The sequence below is a fragment of the Alteromonas lipotrueae genome (assembly GCF_019249255.1).
GTDB classification, from domain to species: domain Bacteria; phylum Pseudomonadota; class Gammaproteobacteria; order Enterobacterales; family Alteromonadaceae; genus Alteromonas; species Alteromonas lipotrueae.
In genome coordinates this window covers 57493-73333 of record NZ_JAESDJ010000006.1, presented here as the reverse complement: position 1 = coordinate 73333, position 15841 = coordinate 57493, and the positions used below count along the sequence as shown (strand labels likewise).

General features: G+C 43.3%; 11 protein-coding genes. 3 read left to right on the top strand and 8 right to left on the bottom strand.

What is annotated here, in order from left to right; all coding sequences use genetic code 11:
• Positions 1 to 372 precede the first annotated feature (372 nt).
• Complete coding sequence (locus tag KYS23_RS10155; protein WP_057792724.1) at positions 373 to 816, top strand: Hsp20 family protein; 444 nt, start codon at positions 373 to 375, stop codon at positions 814 to 816.
• 98 nt (positions 817 to 914) lie between these two features.
• Here the strand turns inward: KYS23_RS10155 and KYS23_RS10150 are convergent, their stop codons facing one another.
• From KYS23_RS10150 to KYS23_RS10135, 4 genes are all read right to left on the bottom strand, one after another.
• Entirely contained in the window at positions 915 to 1304 is a 390-nt protein-coding gene (locus tag KYS23_RS10150; protein ID WP_159531201.1) for a DUF3224 domain-containing protein, read from the bottom strand.
• 103 nt (positions 1305 to 1407) lie between these two features.
• Positions 1408 to 1953: an NUDIX domain-containing protein gene (locus KYS23_RS10145; protein WP_159531203.1), complete on the bottom strand. Its 546-nt coding sequence runs from the start codon at positions 1951 to 1953 to the stop codon at positions 1408 to 1410.
• 373 nt (positions 1954 to 2326) lie between these two features.
• Positions 2327 to 4192 (bottom strand): hypothetical protein, encoded by a 1866-nt coding sequence (locus tag KYS23_RS10140; RefSeq protein WP_218418508.1) that lies wholly within the window; start codon positions 4190 to 4192, stop codon positions 2327 to 2329.
• A 248-nt stretch (positions 4193 to 4440) separates the two neighbouring features.
• Positions 4441 to 6429 carry a methyl-accepting chemotaxis protein gene (locus KYS23_RS10135; protein ID WP_218418507.1) on the bottom strand — a complete coding sequence of 663 codons (1989 nt, stop codon included), beginning with the start codon at positions 6427 to 6429 and terminating at the stop codon, positions 4441 to 4443.
• Positions 6430 to 6900: 471 nt separating this feature from the next.
• Between KYS23_RS10135 and KYS23_RS10130 the strand changes: the two genes are divergently transcribed.
• Positions 6901 to 8709: a tetratricopeptide repeat-containing diguanylate cyclase gene (locus tag KYS23_RS10130; protein ID WP_218418506.1), complete on the top strand. Its 1809-nt coding sequence runs from the start codon at positions 6901 to 6903 to the stop codon at positions 8707 to 8709.
• Between the two features lie 78 nt (positions 8710 to 8787).
• Here the strand turns inward: KYS23_RS10130 and greA are convergent, their stop codons facing one another.
• The 4 genes from greA to dapB all read right to left on the bottom strand — a co-directional run bounded on the left by greA (position 8788) and on the right by dapB (position 14894).
• A complete protein-coding gene (greA, locus tag KYS23_RS10125; protein ID WP_159531210.1) occupies positions 8788 to 9264 on the bottom strand; it encodes a transcription elongation factor GreA in 477 nt (158 codons plus the stop codon).
• Positions 9265 to 9391: 127 nt separating this feature from the next.
• On the bottom strand, positions 9392 to 12607 hold the full coding sequence (gene carB, locus KYS23_RS10120) for a carbamoyl-phosphate synthase large subunit (protein ID WP_159531220.1): 3216 nt from the start codon (positions 12605 to 12607) through the stop codon (positions 9392 to 9394).
• 13 nt (positions 12608 to 12620) lie between these two features.
• Positions 12621 to 13751, bottom strand: a complete 1131-nt coding sequence (gene carA, locus KYS23_RS10115; RefSeq protein WP_159531231.1) for a glutamine-hydrolyzing carbamoyl-phosphate synthase small subunit — start codon at positions 13749 to 13751, stop codon at positions 12621 to 12623.
• 342 nt (positions 13752 to 14093) lie between these two features.
• On the bottom strand, positions 14094 to 14894 hold the full coding sequence (gene dapB, locus KYS23_RS10110) for a 4-hydroxy-tetrahydrodipicolinate reductase (RefSeq protein WP_159531233.1): 801 nt from the start codon (positions 14892 to 14894) through the stop codon (positions 14094 to 14096).
• A gap of 243 nt (positions 14895 to 15137) precedes the next feature.
• Here dapB and KYS23_RS10105 point away from each other — a divergent pair, with 243 nt between their 5' ends.
• Entirely contained in the window at positions 15138 to 15818 is a 681-nt protein-coding gene (locus tag KYS23_RS10105; protein ID WP_159531235.1) for a cytochrome b/b6 domain-containing protein, read from the top strand.
• Positions 15819 to 15841: the final 23 nt, after the last annotated feature.

Sequence of the window (15841 nt, the reverse complement as noted above, 5' to 3'; positions counted from 1 at the left end):
CGTTAAACGTTATGCGAATCTATTTTCGCTACAAAAACTTTATTGATTTGATAGAACGCTAAATAGGAAGGGACAAAAACAAGGAGAGGTAAATAATTGTCGACACCTAAAACAATAGACTTTAATAATAAAAATTCGGTCGCACTTTAATAGTTCCGGTAATTAAGACTGTTACGTGTTAGAAGCCGGAAAAATCAGGGGGCTTTTACGTTTCAAAATAAAATTTAAAATTTTTTGAAAAAAAACCTTGAAAAGAATTTGAGCCACCCTATATCTATTATGTCGACGCTGAAAGCTCAGGTTGACAACACCGCCGCCGAATAGTCGGGGCGAATTATTTTTAACATATTGCTAAATTAATAGGATATGACTATGCGTACTATCGATCTATCTCCACTTTACCGTTCATTTATTGGTTCTGACCACTTAGCTTCATTAGTTGATGCTGCGTCTCGTGCTGAAAAACAAAGTACTTACCCCCCTTACAACATTGAATTGCTTGGCGATGACAAATATCGTGTCACTATGGCAATAGCGGGGTTCAGTAAAGATGACGTGTCCATTGAGGTTCAAGAAAACACCCTAGTAATAACGGGCACACGTAAGCCGGAAGAAAAAGAATCCGCCGAACGTAAGTTTCTTCATAAAGGAATATCCGAGCGTAATTTCGAAAGGAAGTTTCAGCTTGGCGACCATGTGAAGGTGTTAGCCGCTGATATGGAAAATGGGTTACTGCACATCGATATGGAGCGTGTCATACCCGAAGCTAAAAAACCTCGTCAAATTGAGATTGGTTCACGATTAATAGAGAGTTAAACAAGGCTTTTAAAAATCGTTTCCCTGATTTTGGACGGCGCTGAAAAGCGCCGTTTTTTCGTTTATACAGTGTGTAAAAAATAGGTTATTGGTAAGATTTATTCGGTAAGATTTATTGTATAATTTGCTTTACCGCCTTCAGCAGACTCGAACGTCCCTGAAATATCACAGTTAGATAGTTCACCCGTTGCACTGCCATCAATCGATGAGAAGTTGCTGCTGGCAATGCCATTTTCAAATTTTCCATCGTGTTTAAACGAAATTGTGCCTCGACGACCGTCTATAACCCCTACAAAACTCTCGAATCCAACGAATAGTGCCAACATTGATGTCTGATACGACATGAGAAATTCAACGTCGCTTTGCCCCGCCATGCTGCCTTCATAAGCTTGCGTAATGCTAGCATGGGTTTGCTTAACACCTTCTCGTTTTTCACTTAGTATATTTTCATCCCACCCCGTAATGGAAAATTGCCCATTGCAGTTCATTGTTTGCTCCAAAGAAAAAGTGTGGTCACACAATACAAGTGAGTTCGATGCCGTTCAACATAAAATTGTTACACTCTGTTACAGTCAATAATCAGGCTGTTAACTAAATAAACCCTTTTAAACGGGCAAGTCCGAACGCATTGCAGGTAGATGCATCTTTAATAGTGCCTTCAGTTATCATAGATTCTAATTCTTTAAAATGCACAGGTATGATTTTTAAATCCTCTTCCTCTATATCTAGCTTTTGCTCGCCCTGCGTTAACCCTTTCGCAACGAATATATGATACCCCTGATTACAAAAGCCATAGGCAAGGTATTGAAAACCAACGTAATGCATTTCGTTGGCTGTAAACCCCGTTTCTTCTTTTAATTCGCCGGCGGCTAACACTTTCGGGTCGGCATCCGGGTTATCTTCCCAGGCACCTTGCGGAAATTCTAGCAATCGCTGCTCTACCGTATACCGGTATTGTTCAACCAAATAAACAATATCACCATCGATGGGAAGAATAATCGCAAAGTCTGGCTTTTCAACAACACCATAAATACCTTCGTTCCCACTAGCACGACGAATTTTATCTTCACGTACTTTTAGCCACTTATTTTCGTAAACCACTTTCGACGAAAGCGTTTCAATATCCTTATCCGACATAATAGCGCCTTTCAGTAAGTCTTAAAAAAACTCAGTGTACAAGCGCCTATACCAAGGAGCAACTCCGTCCACCTACGAATTAACTATAGGTTGGACAGTCATTCAAAATAAACTGAAGAGGTTAGGTAATTAGATAAGAGGCACAGATAGTTAGCAGATAGAAGCAGATAGGACAGTCACACAAATATGCGTCATTTTAAGCTAAATAAGCAGGTTTAACGACGTAGATAAAATAGGATTAGAGGGTGGAATATAAGTTGTAAAAAATTGGACACACACTCATGTTCATCAAAATTAATGTGTGTGTCCAATATACGTTTTCTATAAATACATTCGATATCTAAATAAAGTAAATAGTGACAAAGCCTAACTTTTAGCTTTTATTCTCATCTTCTTGATCTGCATTGTTACGCAAGAAGCCGGCGGCCTCTTCTTCTTGTTCAAGGGTAATTTTGCTTTGAGGCTCGTCATTGTGGCTTCGGGTTTGCTGGTTTACCTGATGAATGGTTCCAGCGTTCGCTAAATCGGCCTCATTGGTGATAGATGCGATGGTTTCTCGGCCGCGAAGGAATGCCTTGATTTCAGTGACAATCTCGCCAAGCTCGGCATCGTTCTTATTCATTCCCATAATGAAACGTGGCGACTCTAAGTTGTTCATACCGCTTGTAGCAAAAATAGAGGTGTTGATTCTACTGGTTATGATCCAAGGGGTAATACTGCTTCGCACCACAACATTTTCGGAACGTGTAGAATCATGAATGGCCATGCCTGTAGATACACGAGACTCTGTATAGGTACCTTCCGTTTTCATAAACATGAGTAACGATGAGAATGTCATTTCCCCCCAAAACATGTGGGACGCTTTGTTCATCACATTGGCAGCACCACGAACCGTTAACCAGGCGAAGATTAACCAAATGAGGTTATTACCCATGGTAATTGCGGAATTAACTTGCTCATCGGTATTAACGCCTTGGCGAATAACTAAATCGAGCACTTCAGCTAGCTGCAACCCACCCACATAAAACAATATAGCTGCGGCAACTACGGCCACTTGTGCAACGGCAGTTAGGGTCATTTTCTTTTTCTCTGGCAAGGTAACACCGGCGGTTAATGTAGGCTGGGTTTCTATTAATAACTCGCCCTCAAAACTGCCTTTACCTTCTGCTTGCTCTTTTAGTCTAGGATCGAAGTCGGCATAGATACGATTTGGCACTTCACGGTATCTGCGGTTAGCAAGCACAATATTTTCAATATTGATAAAAATTTCATTCGGGTGAACCGACTCCTGCATATTAGCGCGGAATTCACTGACTTCAGTTTTCGGTGTAACCTGCCCCATTCGTTTGTAAAGTAACGGCATGATTAACGCCATCACAGCAATCACGCAAACTAGTAACAAGGCTAAGTTTGCCCAAGCGCTAAACAGTGGGAACGTATTTGCCCACGCTTGTACTTTATCGATATCGCGGCCAACCAACTCATCTAAGAATACACCCGCGCCTAACGGCACAACTATCGCTAGGCCAATAATCACCCCTAGCGATAAACTGCTCGCTTTCGCAAGTTGAGAGTTACCTTCATTGTGAATGCCTTTTGCGGTAGAGCCCCAATTCGCTATTAAGTACACAAGAAGCAATATTGAGAGCAAAGGCATCACCAATACTTTAGCTACCTCACCCGCTAACCCGTTGCTCACTAAAAAGTAGACAATAGCGAATGCAAGCAGCGCCACAAGAAAGGTCACCGCCATGGCAATAATTTCTTGAGATAAATGGCGCAAAGGAAAAGGTAGGAAAGTAAGTTTAGGAAGTACACTATGCACTAATCTGGCTAGCCAACCACGAGGCTCTTCAAACGTGGTGTTACGACGACCCATTAACATAGCGTGTAAGCTTTCTTTCGAATACAGCAGGGATTTTTTTTCGGCTTGCGCTGCATCCTGTTCGGAAACTGAGTGATTATACGCAAGAGAAGTAGGCACAGTACGCCCTACAAAAAACCGCATGAGCTGCAAAATACCCACAGCGCAATGTTTAATGCCTGACACGATCAGCACAAAAGCCACGCCTAGTAGCGTGTAACCACGCACTTTGTTCTCGGCAAACAAATCGGGCACGCCCGCTACTGCATAAATGGCTAAAGCGAGTACCAAGCCCCCGCCCACTGCGCGGAATACCCCTTCTTTTTTGAAGGGGTTGGCTATGCCTAACGTCTGTGAACCAAAATCATATGCCATCGAAAAAATCCCTGTTAAATAAAAGCTTATGCAGAATAAACTTTGCCTAAGGGTTAGGCAATGAAAAGTCTCAGCAAGATTGTAAAGGGTTGGCAGTTAAGCGCGAGCCTGCCACTTTAAATAGTCACCTAAAATAAGAGAAGCAAAATGAGTGTTTGTCCAACTAGTGAAGTGAGCCAATTTTTGGGGCCCAATATTTTGGGGGGGAGTTAGTCATTGTCCTTTTTCATCGAACTAGGCTTCAGAAGTTAATCATTATCCACTTTAAACCCATCTATTGTGCGTTGAAGAAGAAGGTTGTTTTCTTTCATGTCACCCGATAATTTAGATAAATGTTGGGCTATATTTACTTCATGGCTAGCCGCCTTTTCGACGTTCACCACATCTTGCGCTATCACTGAGGTAGTAGCTGATTGTTGTTCTGCCGAGGAAGACATGCTGTTAGCCATACCTTCCACATTAGTAGCCGCTTCTTTTACTTTTTCTGCGGTGGTCCTTCCTTCGATAGTCACTTCCATAGAATTGGTAATAGAGGCCACATTTTTATTAATATCTGCCACCACTATCACACTGGCATCTTTTAAATTAGACAGCAAACTTGAGATTTTGTCAGAGGAGGCACGACTACTTTGCGCTAGCTTTCTCACTTCATCAGCAACAACGGCAAAACCTCTGCCATGTTCACCCGCGCGGGCCGCTTCAATAGCCGCGTTTAACGCCAATAAATTCGTCTGATCAGAAAGCGAGTTGATGGTATCGAGAATTGAACCAATTTCTGTAACTTGCTGCTCCATATCGGCGGCATTTTGTTGCACACCTTTAATATCATTAGATAGTACTTCCATACTATGACGAATTTTATCATTCGCTATTAGCGACTGCTCAGCTAAACCATCTAACTGTTTACTGGCACTTAACGTATCTAATGCGGCTTTAGCTATTTCCCTGCCAGTCGACGCAACTTGTTCAATTGCTGAAGCAATATTAGCGCTAAGTTGCTGAGTATTTCCCGCATCATCCAGCATTTCGCCACTAGAGTCTTCTAATTGATTGGAAAGCCTTGAGCTTGTGAGAATAGATTGCCCTAACCCACGCAAAAGATCCCGCAGCGCAAAAATGGTGGCATTGACTGAACGGGAAATATCGCCTAATTCGTTCTTCGTGCTCATTGATAAATCAATAGTGAGATCACCCTCTTTTGCTATTTTATCAAGGTTCGCCACCAACTTGTCTAACTGTTGCGTAATGATGCCGTGCAACGTGCGATATATAACAAAAATAATCAGCGTGAGTAGCACAATGGCTACGAATGTAATCACTAGGTTTGTGTTCGCGCTATTTGCTTTTGCGTTAACATCATTTAGCACGTAATCAAACCGCTCTTTTAGCAGCCCGGCAATCCCCCCAATTTGCTCTGAGGCTAATGCGAACCAATCTGTATTGGTGGGTAGTGAAGAGAAATCAGGGTTATCAGAGGTGGCTCCATTCACAATTCGATTAATTTCATTGCTTGTGGAACTGTTCAATAATGTTTGAAACCCAGTTAATGACTCGCCGTCTAAATTCAGCTTCAGCTTATCTTCTATGTACTTAGTTTCGTTGGTATAGGCTACCACCTGCTGCCTGACCGGATCGGAAATACTTCTGGCTGCTAGAACAGCGTTCATTTTACCTCGTCGCTGCCCCATTTTTTCTTTTGCTTGCGCAAACAGCAGCGCCTGTGACAGCGCCAGTTTAGCATCGGGGGCATTAACCAGCATGGTTAGCGCATTGGTAGTATTTAACGCGCGTTTATTAAGGCTACTGTAAAAGGAAAAAGCATTTTTCCCATTTAATTCGTCTACCTGCTGTCTAATCTCACCTTTATTTTTCAATAATGTAAAAACGGGTGAAAGAATGACGTTAATTGTCGATGAATTCTTCCAGTCCGACGCTATTATACTGTTTATTTTTTCAACCGCCGCATCGGCTTTCTCTCTTTGGCTTAACACTTTATTGTGCGATGCATCATTCGGATTACCTAAATAACCTGCCGTAATCCCCCTTTCGACCGCGTGATGATGTGCCACCCGTTCTACGGCTGTTATTATTGTCACTAATTTAATATCTTTTTGCGCAGAAGATAGTCGTTCTCTTGAGGAATTTATGTCTTTGTAGGCAAGAAACATTATTGATATGAACAAGCAGGCTGTACCTAAAATGGCAAGCTGCATTACTGATAGCTTTTTCAATACCATAACGAAGACAGCCTCTTAATAGGTAGATAACGTGGTTACAAAATTCAATAAGCACGTTGTTAGTGACAACAAGCAATTAATATCGCTGTTGCTGATAAACGCGTACGCTATTAAAAAGTAGCCTACTATTGGCGACTTTCACCTTTATCAATTAGTGTAAGGTTGTTTCGAAATCACAAGGCATTGCGCTTTTTTCCGTACAGTTGGACAGACACATAAGTAAATGTAGTAATCAAAACTAAACACGCAAACGTGACTGTCCTACGTTAAATGCGAGAGCTTAACTGATTTCCAATGCACTATGTAACACGACAGGAGGTTCAATTTTAACGATTATCTTAATATTTCATAACTGTGCTATCTTTCCTATCCAAACTTATAAAAAATGCGCTCATGGTCATTCGCTCTAGATTAATATGTTTACTGCTTCCATTCACTTTCTTCATATTCCTTTCTTCTTATAGTTTGGTGTTGAAGGCTGCCGAAAGTTTTAAAGGAGTTAACGCGCAATATTCTCTTGCACCAGATTTCGAAACGGCATTTACGCTTCTTATCGATGTGAAAGAAGACGTTACTAGCTGGTCGGCCAAAGAACAGGGTCAGTATTTTCAATGGCTGGGTTCGACCGCTGGCGAATTGGATAAACTTGACTTGGCTGAGAAGTATTTGAGTCAGTCGTTACAGATACTTGAAAGTGAACCTGTTTCAGTTCATGTAGTAATGGCTCTGCTAGAACGCTCATTCTTTCGCTATTTGGCAACTGGAGACCCAAATCATTACTGCCCCGACAGGTACAAAGCACTCAACATTGCCCGACATTTAGACGACGCAGAACATTTAGTATTGGCTCTTTCTCAAACCGCCTTTTGTGCCACTTCAACGAACAATTTTGCGGAAGGCTTAAGCCTACTCAACGAAGCATTGGCTCTGGAAGACCGCTATTCCATACCGCCATCAGACAAAGGCGTTATTTATAATGCGCTGGGTAATATCTATCGCTTTAACGGCTTACACGGAAAATCCTACGTATATTTATCGAAGGCTTTAACAGAATGGGAGAAAATAGACGACTATCAAGGTGTATTCAATATGCACCATACGCTGACACTCGAAGCCATAAGGCTGGCAGATTTCCAGCAAGCACAAACTCATGTGAACAGTCAGTTTGCCCTCGCTGAAAAAAGTAACGCAGGCCCCGACTTCTTCTTTTTTGCGCAGTTTAATCAGGGGCATGTTTACTACGCCAAGGAAAAATACCAAGACGCTTACAACCGATATCGCGATGCATTGGCGTTAAAAGAAACAACAGTAGAAACAGCGTTCGTTAATCAACTTTACTATCACCTTGCGCTAAGTGCATACCGAATAGGTGAGTTTAGCTCGGCGGCAGAATTCGCATCAAAATACACCATCGACAATGATGAACGTCCTGTCGAAGGCATTATCGCGAAATCACTCACGTCACTTTTAAATAACAAACCAGCATCTATAGAGAAGGTGGCGAGTTTACTTTCACTAAATACCTATTATGAAGATCACGTAAATTCACTGATACAAAAACAAGTTAGTATTGTCGCTTCTGAAAACGACATCACCGTCGCCCAGATGGAAAACGATATTTTACAAAGACAGTTAGCTATTTCCGAGCTACAGCTACATAAAAAGGAAAGCCAGGAAACAAATGCCAAGCTGAAGCTTTTCTTAGCAATTTCACTATCGTTTTTGCTGATTTTAGTGGTTATTTCCCTCGTAAAAGGCATTTCACGTTATAAGAAGATTGCAGACTATGACCATCTTACAGGTGTACACAACCGCCGAAGTGGGTTAAGAATTGGCGAGCGTATGATTACTCAAGCAAAGCGTTCAAGAGAAACCTTTACGGTAATCGCTTTAGATATTGATCATTTCAAAGTGGTAAACGACACCTACGGGCACGACGCTGGCGATGTGCTTCTTAATGCTGTGGTCAACACCTGTAAACACACCTTAAGAAAACATGACGTAATGGTTCGTATGGGCGGTGAAGAGTTTTTATTAATGTTGCCAAACACTGAGCTGACAGACGCAACAGAAATAGCCCAGAGGGTATTGGTTAATATTGAGCGCATGGTGGTTAATTATGGACAAAAGCAGCTACAAGCAACGGTTAGCCTAGGTATAGCGTGCACTAATAACTCATCACAAGGCTTCAAAACCTTGCTGAAAAAAGCTGATGAGGCGCTTTACAGAGCCAAAAATGCGGGTAGGAATCAATACAAAGTGGATGAAAGTTACCAGTAAGTCAGTATATTTCATTGCTTACAAAAAAACGCCGAGCAGGGCTCGGCGGTTTTATCTTCAATAACACTTTCGTCTCTTTTAGATATATTGAACTTCAATAATCTCTACTTCAACACTGCCAGCTGGCGTTTGAATAGTCACCATATCATCAAGCTCTTTACCGATAAGGCCGCGAGCAATAGGTGAATTTACCGAAATACGGTTTTTCTTAATATCCGCTTCGTCGTCGCCCACTATCCGATATGTGGTTTCTTCGTCGGTATCGACATTCAAAATGGTAACGGTAGTGCCGAAAATAACCTTACCTTTGTTTTCCATTTTAGTGACATCGATAATTTGTGCGTTCGACAATTTACCTTCAATATCTTGAATACGGCCTTCGCAGAAACTTTGTTGTTCACGGGCGGCGTGATATTCAGCATTTTCTTTTAAGTCGCCGTGCTCGCGAGCTTCAGCAATAGACTGAATAATACGCGGGCGAGTTTTTGTTTTAAGTTCGTTTAGTTCGTCGCGCAGAAGCTGTGCGCCGTGCGCGGTCATTGGATACTGACTCATGAATACAGTCTCGACTGGATAGTTGATTTTAAACAGAAAAAAGTGCGCCTTTTCGGCGCACTTTTGATTGGTTCACATAAGTGTCATATACACAGGATACCGCGTATCCCATGTAATGTCATCAGTGTTAGAGTCTTGCGTGAAGCTCTTGTACAGAAGCCACCTTGTCACGATCGTCTGCTGACTTCGCACGAATAGTGGCAAAAGCAGCATTCATTGTGGTGGTGTAAGTCACCTTATTCAGCAACGCTTCTCGGCGAATATAAACCGAGTCGGTAATCGCTTGGCGACCTTCCGTTGTATTGATGATATAGGCGTACTCACCGTTTTTGATAGAGTCCACAATGTTAGGGCGGCCTTCAGACAGCTTATTCACAACAGAGCAGGCAATGCCGGCATCATAAAGTGTGGTCGCTGTGCCTCGCGTCGCTTCAATGCTAAATCCAGCGCTGTTCAATGCTTTGGCTAATTCGATAATTTTATTCTTATCGTTATTACGCACAGAGATTAACGCTTTACCTGATCTAGGTAATGGCGCCCCTGCACCTAAGTTAGCTTTAGCATACGCTTCTTCAAACGTGTCACCTACACCCATTACTTCGCCAGTAGAGCGCATTTCTGGGCCTAATAGTGGATCAACACCTTGGAATTTAGCAAACGGTAATACCACTTCTTTCACAGAGTAAAACGGAGGAATAATCTCTGTCGTAACACCCTGCTCTGCCAAGCTAACACCCGCCATCGCACGCGCGGCAACTTTAGCAAGTGGAACACCTGTGGCTTTCGATACAAATGGTACTGTACGTGCTGCACGCGGGTTAACCTCAATTAAATACACTTCGCCATCTTTTACCGCAAATTGTGTATTCATTAGGCCAACAACACCAAGTTCAAGCGCCATGGCTTTCACTTGTTCGCGCATAACATCTTGAATCTCTTTACTTAAAGAGTGAGGTGGCAATGAACAAGCTGAGTCACCAGAGTGAACACCGGCTTGCTCAATATGCTCCATGATTCCGCCAATAACGACTTCTTTACCGTCGCAGATTGCATCGATATCGACTTCGATGGCGTCATCTAAGAAGCGGTCTAGCAGTACAGGAGAATCATTAGAAACCTTCACCGCTTCCGTTAGGTAGCGTTTTAAGTCTTTAAGGTCGTAAACAATTTCCATTGCGCGGCCACCTAGTACGTACGAAGGACGTACTACAAGCGGAAAGCCAATACCATCAGCCATGGCAAGAGCTTGCTCAATGTTAGTCACGGTCGCATTCGCTGGCTGTTTAAGGCCTAGCTTATTCACCATTTGCTGGAAGCGTTCACGATCTTCTGCTCTATCGATAGCTTCAGGCGACGTACCAATAATGGGGACACCCGCAGCTTCAAGGGCACGTGCTAATTTAAGCGGCGTTTGGCCACCGTATTGCACTATGACGCCTTTTGGCTTTTCTTTAGCCACAATCTCAAGTACGTCTTCTAGCGTTACCGGTTCGAAGTACAAGCGGTCAGATGTGTCATAGTCGGTAGAAACCGTTTCAGGGTTACAGTTAACCATAATGGTTTCGTAACCGTCTTCACGCATTGAAAGCGCCGCGTGAACACAACAATAATCAAACTCGATACCCTGACCAATACGGTTTGGACCACCGCCTAACACCATAATCTTATCGTTGTCAGTGGGGTCAGCTTCACACTCTTCATCGTAGGTTGAATACATGTAAGCCGTGCTGGTAGAAAACTCTGCCGCACAGGTATCAACACGCTTATAAACTGGCGTTACACCAAAGCCACGACGGGTTTCACGAATGTCACCTTCCGCTACTTTCGTTAGCTCGGCTAAGCGAGAATCAGAGAAACCTTTGCGCTTAAGCTTACGCATAAGATCTTCATCAATGCCGTGCAATCCGCACTCAGCAACCTGAGCTTCAAGCTGAATAAGCTCTTCAAGTTGAACTAGGTACCAACGGTCTACATTGGTGAGCGTAAATACTTCATCAACGGTCATGCCCATGCGGAACGCATCGCCAATGTACCAAATACGCTCAGCACCAGGCTCACGTAGTTCGTAAATCACTTTGTTGCGCGCTTCTGGGTCTTCTAAATCGACCATTGAGTTCAAGCCATTCGCGCCAACTTCAAGGCCACGAAGTGCTTTTTGTAATGACTCTTGTTGGTTACGACCAATCGCCATCACTTCGCCCACTGATTTCATTTGCGTGGTTAAGCGATCGTTCGCACCAGCAAATTTTTCAAAGTTAAAGCGAGGAATTTTTGTGACTACGTAATCGATTGAAGGCTCAAACGATGCTGGTGTTAAGCCTCCAGTAATATCGTTAGCAAGCTCATCAAGGGTGTAACCAATGGCTAACTTGGCGGCCACTTTAGCAATTGGGAAACCTGTGGCTTTTGATGCTAATGCAGATGAACGCGATACGCGCGGGTTCATCTCGATAATCACCATACGGCCTGTATTAGGATCTACACCGAACTGTACGTTCGAGCCGCCGGTTTCAACACCGATTTCACGTAATACTGCCATGGCGGCATTACGCATTAGCTGGAATTCTTTGTCAGTAAGGGTTTGCGCTGGCGCTACTGTGATTGAATCACCAGTATGTACACCCATGGCGTCGAAGTTTTCAATCGTACACACGATGATGCAGTTATCTGCACGGTCGCGCACTACTTCCATCTCGTATTCCTTCCAACCGATTAACGACTCATCAATGAGTAGTTCTTTGGTAGGCGAAAGGTCGAGACCACGGCCACAAATTTCGTTAAATTCGTCAATATTGTATGCAATACCGCCGCCGCTTCCACCCATGGTGAATGACGGACGAATGATACAAGGAAAGCCAATGCGCGTTAATACATCGTGGGCTTGATCCATGCTTTGTGCAATTTCAGCACGTGGGCATTCAAGACCAATGTTCTTCATTGCCTTGTCGAAGCGCTCACGGTTTTCGGCTTTATCGATAGCATCAGCCGTTGCACCGATAAGTTCAACATTGAACTCTTTCAATACACCGTGATGATCTAAGTCAAGCGCGCAGTTAAGTGCGGTTTGTCCGCCCATTGTTGGGAGAATAGCGTCCGGACGCTCTTTTTCGATAATTTTGCGTACCACTTCCCAATGAATTGGCTCGATGTATGTTGCATCGGCCATTTCAGGATCGGTCATGATAGTAGCGGGGTTCGAGTTAACCAGAATAACGCGATAACCTTCTTCGCGTAGCGCTTTACATGCTTGAGCGCCTGAATAGTCAAACTCGCAGGCCTGGCCAATAACAATAGGGCCAGCACCTATGATGAGAATACTTTTTATGTCGGTACGTTTTGGCATAGCGGGCTCGTTCCTACTGCTTGTGTTGTTCGATTAATTCAATGAAGTGGTCGAATAGCGGCGCAGCTTCGTGCGGTCCTGGGCTTGCTTCTGGGTGCCCTTGGAAACTAAACGCTGGCTTATCGGTACGATGAATACCTTGTAACGACTTATCGAACAACGAAACATGCGTTACTTCTAAATTAGAAGGTAGGCTTGATTCATCTACAGCGAAGCCATGGTTTTGACTGGTGATCATAACCACATTGCGTTTTAAGTCTTTCACTGGATGGTTAGCACCATGGTGACCAAACTTCATTTTCACCGTAGTAGCACCACTGGCTAGCGCAAGTAGTTGATGACCTAAACAAATACCAAACACTGGCAAACCTGTTTCAACGATAGTTTTAATCGCTGTAATGGCATAATCACACGGCTCAGGGTCACCAGGGCCGTTAGACAAGAACACACCATCAGGTTGCATAGCTAACACTTCTTCAGCAGGTGTTTGCGCTGGTACCAAGGTAACGCGACAACCACGGTCTGCAAGCAAACGTAAAATGTTGCTCTTAACCCCGTAATCGTAAGCGACTACATGATATTTACTATCGGCTGGAGTGATATACCCTTCGCCCAATTTCCAGCTGCCTTCAGTCCAGTTTTTTGGCTCAGTAATGCTTACTACTTTTGCCAAATCCATGCCTTTCAAGCCAGGATAATCTTTTGCTTGTGCTAACGCGCTCGCTTCATCTAACTCATCAGTACAAACGATGCAGCCGTTTTGCGCGCCTTTATCACGTAAAATACGTGTTAAACGACGGGTGTCGATATCGGCTATACCTACAACGCCTTTGGCTTTGAGGTATTCAGATAACGTTTGTTGTTGACGGAAATTACTAGCAACCAATGGTAAGTCACGAATGATAAGACCTTTAGACCAGATTTTATCTGCTTCAACGTCTTCTTCGTTAATACCGGTATTGCCAATATGTGGATAAGTAAGGGTAATGATTTGTTCAGCGTAGGATGGGTCAGTGATGATTTCTTGATAGCCTGTCATTGAAGTATTAAAAACCACTTCACCAACGGCAGTACCTTGCGCACCTATCGCCGTTCCTTTAAAGACAGAACCATCCTCTAACACCAAAAGGGCAGAATTAGCCAAGTCAACCTCCAGATTAAGGATAACTATGTGTTTGAACAGAATTTCTGTCCAAACCCCACAAAAAATGAGAGTACTGATTTAACAGCGCTCATTTTACGATCTTTGCAGCTAATAAAACCGTGCTCTACAGCCAGTTTTATAGCTTTAGAATACGAAATTCGGGCAAATTCCGGCGAGTATACATGACTGACTAAAAATGTCTAATTTAAATATCAAAAATCATTAAAATCACCACTTAAACTCATTTACCTTGTATAACCGCCAAAACCACCACTTATTAGCCTGAAATAATTTCACTTAAGCTGCTGTTAAAATTAAAAACACCGCTATAGCGTGTGGCTTTTATTTTAAATCTAAAACATCAACCATAGAATATAACCCTGCTGGCTTATCATGCAGCCACTGGGCAGCGTGCACAGCCCCTTTTGCAAATGTCAGTCGGCTAGATGCCTTATGGGTTATTTCTAATCGCTCACCAATATCAGCGAACAAAGCGGTATGCTCACCTACAATATCGCCTGCGCGAACGGTAGCAAACCCAATAGTGCCTTGGTCGCGCTCAGGTTCTTTTCCTTCACGGCCGTATACTGCACATGTCTTTAAGTCACGACCCAGTTCATCGGCAATAGCTTCACCAATGGCCATGGCGGTGCCGGAAGGTGCATCTTGTTTAAACCTGTGGTGGGCTTCCATAATTTCTATATCAGCCGTGTTACCTAACGCCTTCGCAGCTTGTCGAACCAATGACAACATCAGGTTAACGCCCACGCTGTAGTTAGCCGCAAATACAATAGGAATGGTTTTCGCCGCTTCATCTAGCGCAGCCAATTGGCTTTCACTTAGCCCAGTAGTACCAATGACCACTGGCATTTTGTTGGCCACACACCATGCAATATTATTTTCAAACACCACTGGCAATGTAAAATCAATCATTACATCGGCGTGTGATTGGGTTAAAGCAGACATGCCTAAGCAATCAATTGGCTTTTTGCCAATGCCTGCCAGTTCGCCTACATTCATGCCAACCCAAGGAGAGTCATCGCGCACCGTAGCAACGCTCAATTCTGCATTCTCGTTTTGATCTAGTGCTTCAATAAGCACCCGACCCATGCGCCCATTGGCGCCAAATAAACCTACTTTCATTTACGTTATTCTTTTCCTTTAACAGTAAACGCATTTTGCCAAATGCAGTTACTATTGCAACGAGATAAGCTTAAATATTACCGATAATTGAAAAATTGCAGCATTAATACAAAAAAGGCGGGCAACCTATCGTTTTTAACGGTAAAAATAGCTAGCATGATAGCCTGTGGGTTTACCCCAAGACCTAGATGACGTGAAAAATACCGTTTATTGAATTACTTCAAAACACATAGGCAGAATAATATGCATAAACAGCTTATATGGGATCTCCCCACTCGGCTTTTCCACTGGCTATTGGTTGCCAGTATTGCAGCACAATATATTACCGCTGAGTGGATGGATGATGCGACCCAATGGCATTTCTATATTGGCTACTTCACCTTAGGGCTTTTAGTATTTAGGGTGATTTGGGGAGTCATAGGCCCAACTTATGCCCGCTTTAGTCAATTTGTGAAAGGCCCTAGTGCGGTAATAGGTTATTTACGTACGCTGTTTGATAAAAACAGCGCCGCTGTGGCAGGCCACAATCCCCTCGGTGGCTGGTTTGTGGTAGTAATGATTTCACTGTTGTTGGTACAAGCAGTAAGCGGCTTGTTTATGACCGATGATATTTTTCTAGATGGCCCCTATCGCCATCTTGTCAGCGGTAGCACGTTAGACCTTATGAATACCTTGCACCATCTCGCCTTCGAGATTTTACTGTGGGTAATAGGCTTACATGTTGCCGCTATTGGGTTTTATGCCGTGTATAAAAAGCAAAAACTTGTGCCCCCTATGTTTCATGGCAAAAAAGAAACTCAAGCTCCCCCTATTCCTTCATCGCGCCTTTTGCTAGCTCTGGCTATAGCACTAATGACAGCGGCTGCGCTTTACTACGCGATAGAAATTGCGCCGCCCGCACCTGAAGTAGAAGAGTACTTCTAACTCCTTGTGCAAGAGAAAAGATA